The 17,476-nt window shown below is 59.9% G+C and carries 15 protein-coding genes; 5 read left to right on the plus strand and 10 right to left on the minus strand.

The genetic code is table 11. The features are described 5' to 3' along the window. The first annotated feature begins 6 nt into the window (after positions 1-6). Both BN1130_RS14790 and BN1130_RS14795 read left to right on the plus strand, forming a co-directional pair. Positions 7-1,005, plus strand: a complete 999-nt coding sequence (locus BN1130_RS14790; protein ID WP_042042890.1) for a peptide ABC transporter ATP-binding protein — start codon at positions 7-9, stop codon at positions 1,003-1,005. 97 nt (positions 1,006-1,102) lie between these two features. Continuing rightward, positions 1,103-1,903, plus strand: coding sequence for a peptide ABC transporter ATP-binding protein (locus BN1130_RS14795; RefSeq protein ID WP_042042891.1), 801 nt, complete (start codon positions 1,103-1,105; stop codon positions 1,901-1,903). Between the two features lie 152 nt (positions 1,904-2,055). Here the strand turns inward: BN1130_RS14795 and miaE are convergent, their stop codons facing one another. Beyond that, on the minus strand, positions 2,056-2,823 hold the full coding sequence (gene miaE / locus BN1130_RS14800) for a tRNA isopentenyl-2-thiomethyl-A-37 hydroxylase MiaE (RefSeq protein ID WP_042042892.1): 768 nt from the start codon (positions 2,821-2,823) through the stop codon (positions 2,056-2,058). A gap of 151 nt (positions 2,824-2,974) precedes the next feature. Here miaE and BN1130_RS14805 point away from each other — a divergent pair, with 151 nt between their 5' ends. Beyond that, complete coding sequence (locus BN1130_RS14805) at positions 2,975-3,574, plus strand: Yip1 family protein (RefSeq protein WP_042042893.1); 600 nt, start codon at positions 2,975-2,977, stop codon at positions 3,572-3,574. A gap of 84 nt (positions 3,575-3,658) precedes the next feature. On the opposite strand, the gene purF is transcribed toward BN1130_RS14805, so the two are convergent. From purF to lrp, 8 genes are all read right to left on the minus strand, one after another. Next, a complete protein-coding gene (gene purF / locus BN1130_RS14810; RefSeq protein ID WP_042042894.1) occupies positions 3,659-5,179 on the minus strand; it encodes an amidophosphoribosyltransferase in 1,521 nt (506 codons plus the stop codon). Between the two features lie 18 nt (positions 5,180-5,197). Then, the gene (locus tag BN1130_RS14815) at positions 5,198-5,689 is read right to left on the minus strand and encodes a CvpA family protein (RefSeq protein WP_042042895.1); all 492 of its coding nucleotides are present in this window, start codon (positions 5,687-5,689) and stop codon (positions 5,198-5,200) included. A gap of 123 nt (positions 5,690-5,812) precedes the next feature. Further along, entirely contained in the window at positions 5,813-7,402 is a 1,590-nt protein-coding gene (locus BN1130_RS14820; protein ID WP_042042896.1) for an AbgT family transporter, read from the minus strand. Between the two features lie 234 nt (positions 7,403-7,636). Beyond that, positions 7,637-8,932, minus strand: coding sequence for a serine--tRNA ligase (serS, locus tag BN1130_RS14825; RefSeq protein ID WP_042042897.1), 1,296 nt, complete (start codon positions 8,930-8,932; stop codon positions 7,637-7,639). Positions 8,933-9,234: 302 nt separating this feature from the next. Then, positions 9,235-10,572, minus strand: coding sequence for a replication-associated recombination protein A (locus tag BN1130_RS14830; RefSeq protein WP_042042899.1), 1,338 nt, complete (start codon positions 10,570-10,572; stop codon positions 9,235-9,237). Next, positions 10,572-11,180 carry an outer membrane lipoprotein periplasmic chaperone LolA gene (lolA, locus tag BN1130_RS14835; RefSeq protein WP_042042900.1) on the minus strand — a complete coding sequence of 203 codons (609 nt, stop codon included), beginning with the start codon at positions 11,178-11,180 and terminating at the stop codon, positions 10,572-10,574. Before lolA ends, BN1130_RS14830 begins: the two co-directional genes overlap by 1 nt. Positions 11,181-11,237: 57 nt before the next feature. Then, positions 11,238-13,739 carry a DNA translocase FtsK gene (locus BN1130_RS14840; RefSeq protein ID WP_042042901.1) on the minus strand — a complete coding sequence of 834 codons (2,502 nt, stop codon included), beginning with the start codon at positions 13,737-13,739 and terminating at the stop codon, positions 11,238-11,240. A 191-nt stretch (positions 13,740-13,930) separates the two neighbouring features. Next, positions 13,931-14,422, minus strand: coding sequence for a leucine-responsive transcriptional regulator Lrp (gene lrp, locus BN1130_RS14845; RefSeq protein ID WP_005300047.1), 492 nt, complete (start codon positions 14,420-14,422; stop codon positions 13,931-13,933). A 150-nt stretch (positions 14,423-14,572) separates the two neighbouring features. On the opposite strand from lrp, the gene ald reads away from it, so the two are divergent. Further along, the gene (gene ald, locus BN1130_RS14850; protein WP_042042902.1) at positions 14,573-15,688 is read left to right on the plus strand and encodes an alanine dehydrogenase; all 1,116 of its coding nucleotides are present in this window, start codon (positions 14,573-14,575) and stop codon (positions 15,686-15,688) included. A gap of 167 nt (positions 15,689-15,855) precedes the next feature. Continuing rightward, positions 15,856-16,806, plus strand: coding sequence for a thioredoxin-disulfide reductase (gene trxB / locus BN1130_RS14855; RefSeq protein WP_042042903.1), 951 nt, complete (start codon positions 15,856-15,858; stop codon positions 16,804-16,806). Between the two features lie 191 nt (positions 16,807-16,997). Here trxB and BN1130_RS14860 read toward each other — a convergent pair whose 3' ends face one another. Next, complete coding sequence (locus BN1130_RS14860) at positions 16,998-17,468, minus strand: outer membrane lipoprotein (RefSeq protein ID WP_042042904.1); 471 nt, start codon at positions 17,466-17,468, stop codon at positions 16,998-17,000. Positions 17,469-17,476: the final 8 nt, after the last annotated feature.

Consider the following 17,476-nt stretch of genomic DNA (forward strand, 5'->3'; position numbering starts at 1 on the left):
CGCCTGATGCCGCTGCTTGATATACGCAACCTCACCATCGAAATCGACACGCCCCAGGGCAAGGTCAAGGCCGTCGACAAGGTGAGCCTGACCCTGAGCGAGGGCGAGATCCGCGGTCTGGTGGGGGAATCCGGCTCGGGCAAGAGTCTGGTGGCCAAGGTGATTGTCGGTATCCAGAAGGATAACTGGACGGTGCGGGCCGATCGGATGCGCTTCAATGACATGGACTTGCTCACCATGGAGCCCAGGGAGCGACGCCGCATCATGGGTCGCGAGATAGCCATGATCTTCCAGGATCCCACCAGCTGCCTGGATCCCTCGGAGGTGATAGGCACCCAGTTGGAGGCAGCCATCCCCACCACCGCCTTCAAGGGCAAGCTCTGGCAGAGTTTCCAATGGCGCAAGAAGCAGGCCATCGCCCTGCTGCACAGAGTCGGCGTGAAAGATCACCGCAAGGTGATGCGGGCCTATCCCCATGAGCTGTCGGACGGCATGTGTCAGAAGGTGATGATCGCCATGGCCATTGCCAACCAGCCGCGATTGCTGGTGGCGGACGAGCCCACCAGCGCCATGGAGTCCACCACGCAATCCCAGATATTGCGTCTGCTCGACAAGATGAACAAGCTGGGCAACACCACCATCCTCATCATCAGCAACGACATCGCCGCCATCGCCAACCTGACCGACAACATCAATGTCATGTACTGCGGCCAGATGGTGGAAGTGGGCACGCGGGAGCAGATCCTGGGATCGCCCCATCACCCCTATACCCATGCCCTGCTCCAGTCGATCCCGGATTTTGACAAGCTGGTGCGTCACAAGTCCAGACTCGAGACCCTGCCCGGGGTGATCCCCCCCCTGCAGCACTTGCCGATCGGCTGTCGACTCGGGCCCCGTTGCCCCCACGCCCAGAAGCTCTGCGTGCAGACCCCCTTGATGAGCAAGATCAAGGGCCACCAGTTCAGCTGTCACTTCCCCCTGAACATGGAGGAGCCCAAGAAATGATGGCCAGCCTCCCGTTGCGTACCGCAATGCCTGAGCGCATTCACCCCAGGGCGCGAGTTGATCTTCCCGCCGTTACGCTGATCCCGGAGTCATACCTGTGTTGAACGAACCCACGTTTCCCCCCTCCCTGCTCCAGGTCAGGTCGCTCAGCAAGACCTATCAGAACCGTACCGGCCTGTTTCGATCCCGCGCCGTACAGGCCGTCAAGCCGCTCTCCTTCGATCTCGAGGTGGGCCAGACCCTGGCGATTGTTGGCGAGGCGGGTTCCGGCAAGAGCACCCTCGCGCGGATCCTGGCGGGCATGATTGAACCGTCCAGCGGCGAGATCCACATCGAGGGGCAGTTGATGCGCCATGGGGATTATCAGGCCCGCTGCAAGCTGCTGCGAATGATCTTCCAGGACCCCAACTCCTCCCTCAATCGCAAGATCCGGGTGGGCCAGATCCTGGAGACGCCACTGCGCCTCAATACCGAGCTGAGTGAAGAGGAGCGGGAGGAGAAGGTGATGCAGACTCTGCGCATGGTGGGCATGCTCGCGGATCACGCCTTCTTCTACCCCCAGATGCTGTCGGCGGGCCAGCAACAGCGGGTTGCCCTGGCCCGGGCACTGATCCTCAATCCCAAGATAGTGGTCGCCGACGAGGCCCTGTCGACCCTGGATATCTCGGTACGCTCCCAGATCATCAACCTGCTGCTGGAGATGCAGGAGACCATGGGGCTCAGCTACGTGCTGGTGGCCAACGATCTGGGGGTGGTGAGCCACATCAGCGACGAGGTACTGGTGATGCATGATGGCCAGGTGGTCGAGCGTGGCAAGACCCTCAAGGTCTTTGCCGATCCCCAGCATGGGGTGACCAAGAAACTTATCCAGAACTACAACAACGAATATCGCCGCTAAGCTTGCCGCCGCCCGTCTCGGCTGGCGGCATAGCCGCTCTTCCCTCCCCCTTGTTTTCCCCATAAAAAAACCCGGCACTGTGGCCGGGAATTGCGCTCAAACATGACACTTGCGTCGCTTGTGTTCAGGAACCCTTGCAAGGATAGGTGCCCCTACTGGGTGCAGCCACTGTCAGATCTGACAGGGGGACCGCTGTGGAAGCGGAACTGTTCATCGGGCGTGAGGATGAGACTCGCCTCCAGGGCGCCGAAGAAGGCGACACGCTCGCTGATATCCTCACCGGCATACTGCTCGGCCAGCGCCAGATAATCCTGATAGTGACGGGCCTCAGAGCGCAGCAAAGAGGTATAGAAACGACTCAGCTCCTCATCCAGATGCGGTGCCAACTTGGCGAAGCGCTCACAGGAACGCGCCTCGATATAAGCGCCGATGATCATCTTGTCGACGACGGCGGCAGGCTCATAGGTGCGCACATGTTGCAGCAGGCTGCGCGCGTAGCGGGAAGCGTTCACGGCGCCGTAATGAATGCCGCGCGCCGCCATCAGTTCAAGTACCTGTTCGAAATGGTGCAACTCCTCCTGGATGAGACGCACCATCTTTACCAGCAGTTCGTTGCGCTCCAGCTCGTCAAAGACCGTCCTGGCCTCCTCCCCCATGGTGCGTTTGCCCAGGATCTGCGCCTTCTCAGGCAAGGCATCCAGCTCCCGGTAAAAATCGAGCTTGGGCAATAGGTGGCGCTTGCCCTTGGGCAGACAGTAACGACGCACCAGACTGTGAGCGGTGAGCGCGGCCTTGTTCTCGCAGTTGGCATGGTCGATGAGCAGTGTGGGCAGATTGGCAGGATCCCGCGCAACCTCAATCCATTCATCCGGGGTGTCACAGTGCAGAAATTGGCGAACTGGCGCGAGCAAGGCGTCCATCGAATGACCTCGATACGGGATGGGGGCGCCATGTTACCGGATCTTGGCGGGGAACTCGAGTCCAGCCCCCGCCTTGACGACCAGGAGATCATTAACAATAACTAATGGCAGGGCAAACCAGCCGCGGTTCGCCATATTTAGGGGTAATATCATGATCCTGAACCATATATGGGGGCTTTACGCCCACCCGAAAGATGAGTGGCACGACATAGACGACCACCAGGAAACCGTCGGCCACAGCCTCACCCATGTCGCGCTGATGGCGCTGATCCCCGCCGTCTGCTGTTACTTCTCCGCCGTGCACATTGGCTGGCAAGTGGGCCGCGGCGATCCCATCATGCTGACCATGAGTAGCGGCGTCTGGATGGCGAGCGCCATGTATCTGGCGCTCATGGTCGCCGTCGTCCTGTTGGCAGTACTGGCACTCTGGATGGCCCGCACCTTCGGCGCCAACCCCAATATGTCCCAGACGCTGGAGCTGGCCGCCTACACGGCAACCCCGCTGTTCATGACCGGCTTTGCCGCCCTCTATCCCGTGATGTGGTTCATCATGCTGGTGGGCTTGGTGGGGCTGGCCTGGTCCATCTACCTGCTCTACACCGGCATCCCCATCTTGATGCATATCCCCGAGGAGCAAGGCTTCATCTATGCCAGCTCCATGGTGACCTGCGGCCTGGTGTTGCTGGTCTGCCTGATGGCGGGGACTGTGCTCGTCTGGGATTGGGGGCTGGGGCCCGTCTTTACCAGCTAGCCGGAATGCGGCTAATGCCCATGAAAAACGGAGGCCATTGGCCTCCGTTGTCTTGCATGCTGTCTCACACAACCTGGAAAACGTTTAACTGCCTTCGTTAAAAATTTCCAGATTGTTGGTCTCTTCCTGCCACTCACGCACCGCCTTGTTGTCGTCGTTGCGCAGGGAGTTGAGGTGATCCAGATAAGCCTGATCCACATCCGCAGTCACGTAGTTACCGTTGAACACCGAGGTCTCGAAGTGACGCAGTTCCGGGTTCAGCTCACGCACCGCCTCTTCCAGATCTTCCAGATCCTGGAATATCAGCCCGTCGGCACCGATAAGCGCACACACCTCTTCCACTTCACGACCATGGGCGATCAGCTCGTTGGCGGTTGGCATGTCGATGCCATAGACGTTGGGGAAGCGGATCTCGGGGGCGGCCGAGGCGAAGTAGACCTTGGCGGCGCCAGCTTCCCGGGCCATCTGGATGATCTGCTCTGAGGTGGTGCCGCGGACGATGGAGTCATCCACCAACAACACCTTCTTGCCCTTGAACTCGGAGCCGATGGCATTGAGCTTGCGGCGCACCGATTTCTTGCGCTGGGTCTGGCCCGGCATGATGAAGGTCCGGCCTATGTAGCGGTTCTTCACGAAGCCCTGGCGGTAAGGCAGCCCCAGGGTGTGGGCGATTTCCAGCGCCACATCACAGGAGGTTTCCGGGATGGGAATGACCACATCCACGTCCAGATCGTCCCAGTCACGGGCGATCTTCTTGCCCAGCTTGCGACCCATGTTGAGACGCGCGGCATAGACGGAGACCTTGTCGATGCACGAGTCCGGGCGAGCGAAGTAGACATATTCGAAGATGCAGGGGTTTATCTGCGGCGCATCGCTGCACTGCTCGGAGAAGAGCTGGCCCTGCTCGGTGATGTAGATGGCCTCGCCCGGGGCGACGTCACGTACCGTCTCGAACCCGATGGCATCGAGTGCCACGCTCTCGGAGGCGAGCATGTATTCGAGCTGGCCCTGCTCATCGATACGGCGACCCAGGATCAGCGGGCGTATGCCGTTGGGATCACGGAAGCCGATGAGGCCATGGCCTATCACCAGGGAGACCACGGCGTAAGCACCACGGATCTGCTGATGGGTCTTGCGCACGGCCTGGAAGATATCTTCCGGACGCAGCGCCATCTTGTCGCACAGATCCAGCTCGTGGGCCAGCACGTTCAGCAGCACTTCGGAGTCCGAGGTGGTGTTGATGTGGCGGCGAGCGACCTTGAACTGCTGCTCTTTCAGATCTTTGGCGTTGGTGAGGTTGCCGTTATGGGCCAGCACCATGCCATAGGGGGAGTTGACGTAAAAAGGCTGGGCTTCCGCGGCGCTGGAGCTGCCGGCGGTGGGATATCGGACATGTCCAATGCCGATATGCCCTTTCAGTCGCTGCATGTGACGCACTTCAAACACGTCCTTCACCAGGCCGTTGGCCTTGCGTTGCCGGAAGTTTCCACTATCAATGGTCACGATCCCGGCGGCGTCCTGGCCCCTGTGCTGCAACACCGTCAAGGCGTCGTAGAGGGCCTGATTGACGGGGGTGGTGCCAACTATACCGACAATACCACACATGTCCTTGCTACCTCGAAGTCACTGTACCTGTTTAAGAAAACTCGATGAGTTCTGCATGAAATCAAAGAACCACTGGATGACCAGCCCGAATTCGGGGATCAACCGGGATCCCTGCCACCAATCCGCCTGAGGCAGGCTGGTGAAGGTATCCATAAAAAACAGCAGGGCGCTGACGATGAGCGCACCACGCAGGGCACCGAAGCAGATGCCGAGTACCCGATCCGTACCCGATAGCCCCGTCTTGTTGACCAGCTCCCCCACCACATAGTTGACGATGGCGCCAAGGATCAGGGTTGCGACGAAGAGGGCCGCGATGGCCAAGCCATTGCGCAGCAGCTGATCGGTGATGGAGGTGAAGAAGGCGGCGAGATCGGGGTAGAAGTTACTGGCGATAAAGAAGGCGACAAACCAGGTAACGAGGGACATGGCTTCCTTGACGAAACCACGCACCAGGCTTATCAGGGCTGAGAGGGCAACGATGCCCAAAATTGTGTAATCAATCCAAACCATGAGTCGTTCGTGTGTCTTGCAAAATTGCGGCGAATTCTAACAAAAACGATTGCGGATTGCTTGGGAAACTTCTTCCCTTCCCCGCCAAAAATGAAGGGGCGCCCAGTTGGCGCCCCTGATGACTTAGCCCTGTGCCGGGTAGAAAGTGGCGGCGCCCGGGCCGACCGGCAGCCCCAGCACAAACACCCAGGCATAGAACAGCAGGCTCCAGCCCAGCAGGAATACCAGGGTATAGGGCAGCATGGTCGCAATGAGCGTGCCTATCCCTAAGGATTTCTGGTAACGCACCGCCACCGCCAGGATCAAGCCGAAGTAGCTCATCATGGGGGTGATGATGTTGGTCACTGAATCCCCGATCCGGTATGCCGCCTGGATGACCTCAGGGGAGTAACCAATCAGCATCAGCATGGGCACGAAGATGGGCGCCGTGACCGCCCACTGGGCCGATGCTGAACCAATCATCAGGTTGATGACGGCGCACATCAGTATGAAACCAAAGAAGAGACCAGGACCGGTCAGGCCCAGAGCCTGCAGGGCCCCTGCCCCCTTGACCGCAAACACTGTCCCGAAGTTGGTCCAGGAGAAGTAGGCAACGAACTGGGCCGCGAAGAACACCAGGACGATGTACATGCCCATGGTACTCATGCTGGTGGACATCGCCTTGATCACGTCCTTGTCGCTCTTCATGGTGCCCACGACCTTGCCGTAGACAAAACCTGGTACGGCGAAGAAGACGAAGATGAAGGCGACAATGCCGTGCAGGAAGGGAGAGCCCGCAATGGCCCCCGTCTCCGGATGGCGCAATATGCCATCCGCTGGTACCACGGTCAGCGCCAGCAGGCCGCTGACCACCAGCACGGCCACCAGGGCCGACCAGAGGCCACGCTTCTCCCGGGCAGTCAGGGACTCTGCCTGTTGATCCAGAGAGACACTCGCCTCGCTCGGGTCATATTTACCGAGCTTGGGTTCGACTATCTTCTCGGTCACCCAGGCGCCCAGGCCGGTGATGAGGAAGGTACTGACGAACATGAAGTACCAGTTCACCTCGGGGCCGACCACATAACCGGGATCGATGATGCGGGCCGCTATCTGGGTGATGCCTGCGAGCAGGGGATCCACGGTGCCAAGCAGCAGATTGGCAGAGTAGCCACCGGAGACACCGGCAAAGGCCGCCGCCAGACCCGCCAGAGGATGGCGACCCAGGGAGTGGAAGATCATGGCCGCCAGGGGGATCAGCACCACGTAGCCAAGCTCGGCCGCCGTGTTGGACATGATCCCGGCAAAGACGATGGTCAGCGTGACCATGCGGCGGGAGGCGCTCATCACCATGCCCCGCATGGCGGCGCTGAGCAGGCCGGAGTGTTCGGCAATGCCCACCCCGAGCAGCGCCACCAGCACAGTGCCCAGCGGTGCGAAGCCGGTGAAGTTGGTCACCAGGTTGGAGACGATGCGTTGCAAGCCTTCGGCACTGAGCAGGCTGACCACGGTGATCATGCCGTCGACGCTGCGGCCGGGCGCCCCTTCCGGGCGCGGATCCACCACGCTGACGCCCAGCCAGGCGGCGATGCCGGAGGCCACAATCAGAGTGAGGGAGAAGAGGGCAAATAGTGTGATGGGATGTGGTAGCAGATTACCAAGCCATTCGACCCCGTTCAAAAAGCGGTTGAACAGGCCGGGGCGCGCGGGCGCCAATGGTGTCGTCCTCGACGTCATCAATTACTCCTTATTCATTTGAAACATGCAATCGGCCGGTGCAGCCGATACGCCTGCGTTTCTAGTGAACCTGAGCAAGGACGAAGTGCGCACCCTGATCACCGAGCCGAATCAATCCGCGATGAATTGACCGCGAGCCTTTTACCCCCGGTGCACTGAATAGAAGATGAATAAGGGATTCAAAAACAAAAAAGCCATGGAAATCCATGGCTTATGACATTCAAATGGGGCTGGTTAACCGATGTGGGTCAGGCCGCCCATGTAGGACTGCAAGGCCGCCGGAATAGCGATACGGCCATCTTCCTGCTGGTAGTTCTCGATCACCGCCACCAGGGTACGACCCACCGCCAGGCCGGAGCCGTTGAGGGTATGGATCAGCTGGGGCTTGCCATCGATGCGCACCCGCGCCTGCATGCGGCGCGCCTGGAAATCGCCACAGTTGGAGACGGACGAGATCTCGCGGTAGGTGTCCTGGGCTGGCAGCCACACTTCCAGATCGTAGGTCTTGGCGGCGGCGAAGCCCATATCACCGGTGCACAACGCCATCACGCGATACGGCAGCTCCAGCAGTTGCAACACCTTCTCCGCATGACCGACCATCTCTTCCAGCGCATCCCAGGATTGCTCCGGGTGTACCAGCTGGACCATCTCGACCTTGTCGAACTGGTGCATGCGGATCAGGCCCTTGGTATCGCGACCGTAGGAGCCGGCCTCGGAGCGGAAGCAGGGGCTGTGCGCCGTCATCTTGATGGGCAGCTCCTGCTCATCGAAGATCTCGTCACGGGCCATGTTGGTGAGCGGCACCTCCGAGGTCGGGATCAGGGAGAGCTTGCGCTCCTTGCTGCCCTCTTCGGCGTCGGAGACGATACCGGTGTTGAACAGATCTTCGGAAAACTTCGGCAGCTGGGTGGTGCCATAGAGGCTGTCCGGATTGACCAGATAGGGCACGTAGCACTCGGTGTAGCCATGCTGCTGGGTATGCAAGTCCAGCATGAACTGCGCCAGGGCGCGGTGCAGGCGGGCAATCTGCCCCTTCATCACCACGAAGCGCGAACCCGACAGCTTGACGCCGTTCTTGAAGTCCAGCCCCTTGAGGCCCTCGCCCACTTCCACATGATCCCGCGGCTGGAAATCAAATGCACGGACGGTACCCCAACGGCGTACTTCGACGTTGTCATTCTCGTCGCGACCGACCGGGGTGCTGTCGCTTGGCAGGTTCGGCATGCCATCGGCGATGGCTTTGATATCGCGCAGCAGGGCCTCGAGTTCGACCTTGCTGGTTTCCAGCTCGTCGTTGATCTGGGTCACGATGGCCTTGAGCGGCGCCACATCTTCACCACGGCGAGCCGCCTCACCGATGGACTTGGAGCGGGCGTTGCGCTCGGCCTGCAGCTCCTGGGTGCGGGACTGCAGATCCTTGCGTTTCTCTTCCAGAGCATTGACCGCCGCTACGTCCAGAACGTAGCCACGTGTCGCCAGACGCGTGGCAGCATCGATGATATCGCTGCGCAGATATTTGGGATCCAGCATGGTTTACCTACTTTTTCAGATGGGATCTGGGCCTGGGTTATCAAACCTGGCGAGAGAACAGATCCGGAAGTTAACATCGGTTGGCGCACCCCGGGTCTTCAGAGTCGAGCCTGCAAAATCAGGCGTTCGACATCAAGAAGATGGCGCAAGGCCGAGACAAACGGGGTCAGAGGGGCAGTGTAGCAGACCGCCCCCCTGCCCGAACAGGGACTATTGCTGTCGTTTTTGCCAAGTTTGAGGGCACAAGGCGGCCAATATTCGCCGATCCTGTCGATTGGCGTGCCAATCTCCAGACCGGTCCCCTACTTCTCTCTTCGGCGGGGACTCTGCCCATCCAGCTCACGCAGATAATCGAGTTTCTGGGCTATCTGTTTCTCAAGCCCGCGATCCGTCGGCTGGTAGTATTGCGTACCGGCCAGTTCAGGCGGGAAGTAGCTCTCGCCGGCGGCATAGGCACCGGGTTCGTCATGGGCATAGCGATATTCGGCGCCATAACCCAGATCGCTCATCAGCTTGGTCGGAGCGTTGCGCAGGTGCGGTGGCACCTCGAAATCCGCTTGCTCCTTGGCATCTCGCAGCGCCGCCTTCCAGGCGGTGTAGACCGCATTGCTCTTGGGGGCGCAGGCGAGATAGACGATGGCCTGGGCGATGGCCCGCTCCCCTTCTGCCGGGCCGATGCGGTGGAAGCAATCCCAGGCCGACAGCGCCACCTGCATGGCACGGGGATCGGCGTTGCCGACATCTTCCGAGGCGATGGCCAGCAGCCGGCGAGCGATATAGAGCGGATCGCAGCCCGCGCTCACCATGCGGGCATACCAGTAGAGCGCCGCATCGGGGGCCGAGCCGCGAATGGACTTGTGCACCGCCGAGATGAGGTCATAGAAGTGATCGCCCCCCTTGTCGAAACGCGCCACGTGCTCCCCCGCTACGGCGGCGAGCAGGGCGCTGTCGATCACTCTCTCCCCCTCCCCGTTCGCCTCGGCCATGTCTCCCAGCAGCTCCAGATAGTTGAGGGACTTGCGCCCGTCCCCATCCACCGCCTTGGCCAGCGCCTCCTTCACCCCGGGGGCGAAGGTGAGGGTCGGATCATTGAGGCCCCGTGGGTCGGTCAGGGCCTGACTGATCATGGCGAGGATATCTTGCTCTTCCAGCCGTTTGAGCAGATAGACCCGGGCCCGGGAGAGCAGTGCGTTGTTGAGTTCGAACGAAGGGTTTTCGGTGGTGGCGCCGATGAAGGTGATGGTGCCATCTTCGATGTGGGGCAGGAACACATCCTGCTGACTCTTGTTGAAGCGGTGCACCTCATCCACGAACAGTATGGTACGCACTCCGCGCCAGCTGTTCTCCTTGGCCTTGTCGATGGCGGCGCGGATCTCCTTGATGCCGGAAGTGACCGCGGAGAGCCGCTCCACCTCGGCCTGGCAGTAGTGGGCAACGAGTTCGGCGAGGGTGGTCTTGCCGGTGCCGGGGGGGCCCCACAGGATCATGGAGTGGCAGTGCCCTGCCAGGATGGCTTTGCGCAGGGGCTTGTCCGGTCCCAGGATATGTTGTTGGCCTATGTACTGGTCAAGAGTCTGCGGCCGCATCCGTGCGGCCAGTGGACGAAAGTCCGATGAGAAGTCCAAAGAGAGATTGCTCATCAGCGTTGGTCGTCCAGCGCGACCCCCTTGGGCGTCTTGAACACGAACTCGTTGCCCTTGAGCGCCGGCTTGCGATTGAAGCCGCTCAGGGTGAACTCGCTCCACTGACCCTGGGCCTCTTTCACGTCGAAGCGGCTGATGTTCTCCTGCCGGTCGAAGGTAATTCTGAAGGAGGCGATCAGTTCGTCCTGATTGCGGCTGGTGACGGTGAACACATCATCCTGCTCGGTCACGTCGTAGTTTTTCCAGTACTTGTCATCGCTGCTGGCGATCAGGATGAAAGGGGTATTGACCACGGCATCTTGCAACTTGAGGGCGGTGACCTGTTCGACGAAGGGATCGTAGATCCAGACATCCTTGCCATCGGCCACGATCAGGCTCTCGTCCGGTGAGGTGGTGTGCCAGTTGAAGCGATTAGGGCGCGACACCAGCAGATCGCCGCTCGCTTTTTGCAGCTCTTTGCCCTTGCTGTCAAAGACGGTCTGCTGGAACTGGGCGGAGAAGAGGTTGACGGCTGCCAGCTTCTGCTTGAGATCACTGGCCGCATCGGCCCACACCTGGCTGCTGGCGATGAGCAGCACGGTTCCCATCAATAACTGTTTTTTCATAAGGTCTCTCGCTAAAAGGCCACACCCGCTAAGGGCATGGCCAGGACACACACGCTATCAATCACGTACCGGAGGCGGTGCCAGCACATCCCGTTGGCCGTTGCCACCGGGGCTGCTGACGATGCCCTGGTTCTCCATCTGTTCGATGAGGCGGGCCGCTCTGTTGTAGCCAATCTTGAATTTGCGCTGCACGCTGGAGGTTGAACCACGACGGGATTCCACCACGAAGGCCACCGCCTCGTCGAACAGCGGGTCCAGCTCTTCATCACCACTGCTGCCATAATCGCCGCTGCCGCCCTCCTCCGACTCACCGGAGAGGATCTCCTGGATGTAGTTGGGCTCACCGCGCAGCTTCCAATCCGCCACCACCTTGTGCACCTCGTGGTCATCGACGAAGGCGCCGTGGACCCGGGTCGGGTTGGAGGTGCCGGCCGGCATGTAGAGCATGTCCCCCATGCCGAGCAGGGATTCGGCGCCGCCCTGATCCAGGATGGTGCGGGAATCTATCTTGCTCGACACCTGGAAGGAGATCCGGGTCGGGATGTTGGCCTTGATGAGGCCCGTTATCACATCCACCGAGGGACGCTGGGTCGCCAAGATCAGGTGAATACCGGCGGCCCGCGCCTTCTGGGCGATACGGGCGATCAGCTCTTCCACCTTCTTGCCGACGATCATCATCATGTCGGCAAACTCGTCAACCACCACCACGATGTGCGGCAGCTTCTCGAGCTCGGGGGCCATCTGATCCATGGAGTCCCCCGGGCGCCACAGCGGATCGCGCATGGGGTTGCCCGCATCAGATGCCATCTGCACCTTGGTGTTATAGCCCTTGAGGTTGCGCACCCCGACCGCCGACATCAGCTTGTAGCGACGCTCCATCTCGCCCACGCACCAGCGCAGGGCATTGGCGGCGTCCTTCATGTCGGTCACCACCTCGGTAAGCAGATGCGGTATCCCCTCGTAGACCGAGAGTTCCAGCATCTTGGGATCGATCATGATGAAGCGCAGATCGTCCGGGCTCGCCTTGTAGAGCATGGAGACGATCATGGTGTTCACCCCGACCGACTTGCCCGAGCCGGTGGTACCGGCCACCAGCAGGTGGGGCATCTTGGCGAGGTTCACCACCACGGGCTCACCGGCGATATCCTGGCCGAGCACCATGGTCAGAGGGCTCTCGCTGTTGTGGAAATCTTCGCAATCCACCACTTCGCGCATGTAGACCGTCTGGCGAACCCGGTTGGGCAGTTCGATGCCGATGAAGGTCTTGCCGGGGATCACCTCCACCACCCGCACGCTGCTGGCAGAGAGCGAGCGTGCCAGATCCCGCGACAGGTTGGTTATCTTGCTCGCCTTCATGCCTGGGGCAAGGTCGAGCTCGAAGCGGGTGATGACAGGGCCCGGGTAGACGCCGACCACCTTGGCCTGCACGTTATAATCGGCAAGCTTGGCCTCCACCAGACGCGCCATGCGCTCCAGCTCCTCCGGGCTCATCGACTGGGTCTTGGCCGGGGGGCGGTCGAGCAAGTCCAGGCTCGGCAGCGGCGCCATGTTGGCCATGGCGGTGCGTTTGGAGACAGGATGGCGGGCCGCGGCAGGGCTTGGTGCATCGTCACCATTGTCAGCCCAAGGCAGGTCCATCTCCTCTTCGCTGGCCTTTACCACCGGCTGACGGGGACGCTGGCCACGTTTGACGGGGGCCGGAGCGGGCGCGTCATCCTCATCATCGAAATCCGGATCGAACTGGAAGGTATCTTCGTCCAGCTCAGGCAACCACTCCTCGGATTTGGCCGCCCTCTTCCCCTTGCCGCCTTGGGGCCCCTTGGCACCGCGCAGCCAGCCACTGTGAGGCTCATCGTCCTCATCATCCAGGGCCAGGGTACCGGCACTGCCTTCCAGCAGCGGATCCGGCCCGTCATAACGGGGTTGACGCCAACCGCCACTGAGCCAGTGTCCCAGGGTCGTGGGCAGGTGGTAGATAGCAGACACCGACCCCGTGCAGGCGCTGCCGATCCGCTCGACGATGGTGAGCCAGGACCAGCCGGTGAACAGCGTGATGCCTGTTGCCACGAAACAGAGCAGCATCAGGTTGGCACCGACGCCACCAAACAGCGGGATCACGGCCGAGGCAATCACATCGCCGACCAGACCACCGGCCGAGAAGTTCTGCATGTCGTTGAAGTTCATGCTGGCGATGGCCGACATGCCAAGCACCGTTAGGATGAAGCCTACGATGCGCACCGACAGGGTCAGGTAATCGACTTCCAGCAAGCGGCTCGGTCGCCAGAACAGACTCCAACCCAGCAGTACCAACAAGGGCGGCACCAAGTAGGAGAAGGCCCCGAAGGTGAACATGGTGATATCGGCTATCCAGGCACCGGCGCTCCCCGCCAGATTCTTCACATCTCCTTCCCAGGATGTCTGGGACCAGCCGGGATCGGCGGGGTGGTATGTGAGCAGGGCAAGCAAGAGGTAGGCAGCCAACAGTGTGATGGCGATCAAGACGGCTTCGAAGATCCGTTGGGTGCCTGATAAAGGAGTAAACAGCTTTTTCTCGGCCAAACTCCGGCTCCTTTCTGAAAACAAAATAACGCGTGGGACAAGGGGGCCCAGTATCCCTGAAAAACCTATCGTTTGTCAGCCTGTCTGCCCATTGACGCGACAGACTCGACAAGCAGAAACGAGCGGACTGGCCGCTCGTTTCTCATTTTTATGATGCATCAATTGCGTGACACATCACAGAACAAAATACTCTATCGAGTACTAATTACCAGTCGACTACTCTGTTTTACTTCTTCCATCACCACATAGGTGCGCGTGTCGTTGACGCCGGGCAGTCGCAACAGGGTTTCCCCAAGCAGGCGGCGGTAGGCAGACATGTCGCTGACGCGGGTCTTGAGCAGGTAATCGAAATCACCGGAGACCAGATGACATTCCTGGATCTCTTCGAGTACTTGAACGGCTTTGTTGAACTGTTCAAACACGTCCGGGGCGCCCCGGTTCAGGGTGATTTCCACAAACACCAGCAGAGAAGCATCCAGATAATGAGGGTTCAGAATAGCGGCATATCCTTCGATATAGCCTTGTCGCTCCAGGCGACGAACCCGTTCCAGACAGGGTGTGGGACTCAGGCCAACTCGTTTGGACAACTCAACATTCGAAATCCTGCCATCCTTTTGCAGTTCATTAAGAATGTTGCGATCAATCCTGTCCAAATCCTTTAGCCGACTCTTAGCTTCCATCATTTTATTCCATCCTTTGGCTATTTTTTGGTAAGAATCACCAGTCATTTTATAATTATGGTCACAAATCCTGTCAATACCTGAATATACTAGGCGCAAATGTTGCTTAACAATATGGCAACATAAAACACCAATCTATAGACGAGGGATAGCATGATTATCGGTGTACCTAAAGAAATAAAAAACCATGAATATCGCGTAGGCATGGTTCCAGCCAGTGTACGTGAACTGACAGCACGAAACCATACTGTTTTCGTCCAAAGCGGGGCGGGAACTGGCATCGGCTTCACCGACGCAGATTATCAAGCTGCTGGTGCCGAAATGTTGACCTCTGCTGCCGATGTTTTTGCAAAGTCACAGATGATAGTCAAGGTCAAAGAACCCCAGGCCGCCGAGCGCGCCATGCTGCGCCCCGACCAGGTGTTGTTTACCTATCTGCACCTGGCGCCAGACCTGCCCCAGACCCAAGAGTTGATCAGCAGCGGCGCCATCTGCATCGCCTATGAAACCGTCACCGATGACCGTGGCGGCTTGCCCCTGCTGGCCCCCATGTCCGAAGTTGCCGGTCGCATGTCTATTCAAGCCGGCGCCCAGGCGCTGGAGAAATCCCGTGGCGGCAGCGGTATGTTGCTCGGCGGCGTACCCGGGGTCGAGCCGGCCAAGGTGGTGATACTGGGTGGCGGAGTGGTCGGTTCCAATGCGGCCCGCATGGCCGTTGGCATGCGGGCCGATGTCACCATCCTGGATCGCAGTGTTGATGCCCTGCGTCGCCTCGACAGCGAGTTTCAGGGCGCCGCCAAGGTGATCTACTCCACCAGCGAAGCCATAGAGCGCCACGTGTTAAGCGCCGATCTGGTGATTGGTGGTGTGCTGATCCCAGGCGCCGCTGCGCCGAAACTTGTCACTCGTGACCATATTGCCCGCATGAAGCCAGGTTCGGCCATTGTCGATGTCGCCATCGATCAGGGTGGCTGCGTCGAGACATCTCATGCCACCACACACCAGGATCCCACTTATATCGTCGATGAGGTGGTGCACTACTGCGTGGCCAACATGCCCGGAGCCGTGGCGCGTACCTCCACCTTCGCCCTCAACAATGCCACCCTGCCCTTCATCATCCGTCTGGCAGATCAAGGCTACAAAGCCGCTCTGCTTGCCGACAAGCACCTGCTGAACGGCCTCAACGTGATGGCGGGCAAATTGACCTGCGCCGAGGTCGCCGAGGCCCATGGCCTTGCCTTCACCGACCCCCTGACCCTGTTGAGCTGATCTCCCTTGCCAGCAAGTCGAGATGAGTGAAAATCCGCCCGCGATGGGCGGTTTTTTATGGCTGATATTCAGGGCGGGCGATTAACACAATCGACGCACTGCCCTTTGACCCCGGATCACGAATTCCCTACAATCGCGCAAACTCATTACGTCTCGGAAATCACACCATGAGCGAAGTCATTCACAGCAAGCTGCTGATCCTGGGCTCAGGCCCGGCAGGCTACACGGCCGCCGTCTACGCCGCCCGTGCCAACCTCAATCCCCTGCTGGTCACCGGCATGCAGCAAGGTGGCCAGTTGACCACCACCACGGAAGTGGAGAACTGGCCCGGTGATGCAGAAGGGCTGACCGGTCCGGCGCTGATGGAGCGAATGAAAGAACATGCGGAGAAGTTCGATACCCGCATCCTGTTCGATCACATCAACGAAGTGTCCCTGAACCAGCGTCCGTTCCGCCTCAAGGGTGACAGCGGTGAGTACAGCTGTGATGCCCTGATCATCGCTACCGGCGCCTCTGCCAAGTATCTGGGTCTGCCATCTGAAGAGGCCTTCAAGGGGCGCGGCGTCTCCGCCTGTGCCACCTGTGATGGCTTCTTCTATCGCAACCAGGAAGTGGCCGTGGTCGGCGGCGGCAACACCGCCGTGGAAGAGGCACTCTACCTGGCGAACATCGCCAAGAAGGTGCACCTGGTTCATCGTCGCGACGAGTTCAGGGCCGAAAAAATCCTGATCAAGCGCCTGCACGACAAGGTCGCCAGTGGCAACATAGTGCTGCACACCTACCAGACCCTGGACGAGGTGCTGGGCGACGAAATGGGCGTGACCGGCATCCGCCTGCGCAGCACCAAGGATGACAGCACCTCTGAGCTGCCGCTGATGGGGGTCTTTATCGCCATCGGTCACCAGCCGAATACCCAGATCTTCGAAGGCCAGCTGGCCATGGAGAATGGCTATCTGCTGGTCCGCGGCGGTCTGCAAGGCTTCGCCACCCAGACCAGCATTGAAGGCGTGTTCGCCGCCGGCGACGTGGCCGACCACAACTACCGTCAGGCCATCACCTCGGCCGGTACTGGTTGCATGGCCGCCCTGGATGCCGAGCGTTTCCTCGACGCGCAATAAGCGCCTCTCGCCCTGTGCAGGGCCAGATGCTGTCAATGACAAAGGCATGCCTCGGTATGCCTTTATTGTATCCAGACCCCGCATCACGTCTTTGGTCTGTTCTCGATTTGTGGCCAATACCGCCTCTTCTCTGCCACTCGGGTCAGCGACAGAGGCTGACGACACGGGTGAGACCTTGTGCTAGCCATGACTCAATATGTCTTGTCGACCCGCACCCCATCATCAAAATAGAGGATCCGCACCTTGTCGCCCTGGGCGAAGACCATGGCCGGATCGAAGTCCTGGATCACATTGACCAGCGCGTCCTGATCGTTGCGAATGAGCAGCTCCACCAACTTGTTCTCCACCACCTCAGTGCCGGACTGGTAATACTGCGCCGCACCGGCGCCCGCCAAGGCCCCCACTGCGGTGGCTATCTCCCGGCCATGGCCGCCGCCAAACTGGTTGCCGATCAGCCCCCCGATAAGGGCGCCACCCAACGTCTTCCAGCCAGATTGCTGCGACTCAATCACCTGACGCTGGGTAATGTTGCGCATCGTCTCGACCTGACCAAACACCACCTGGTTGACCGGGCGCGCCGTATTGCGTTGATAGACCTCGGCACTGGCCTGCATCGTGACAAAGCACAGCAGGCTGGATACTATCAGGATAATGGCCTTCATCTATGAAA

It is taken from the genome of Aeromonas rivuli (assembly GCF_000820045.1).
GTDB lineage: Bacteria > Pseudomonadota > Gammaproteobacteria > Enterobacterales > Aeromonadaceae > Aeromonas > Aeromonas rivuli.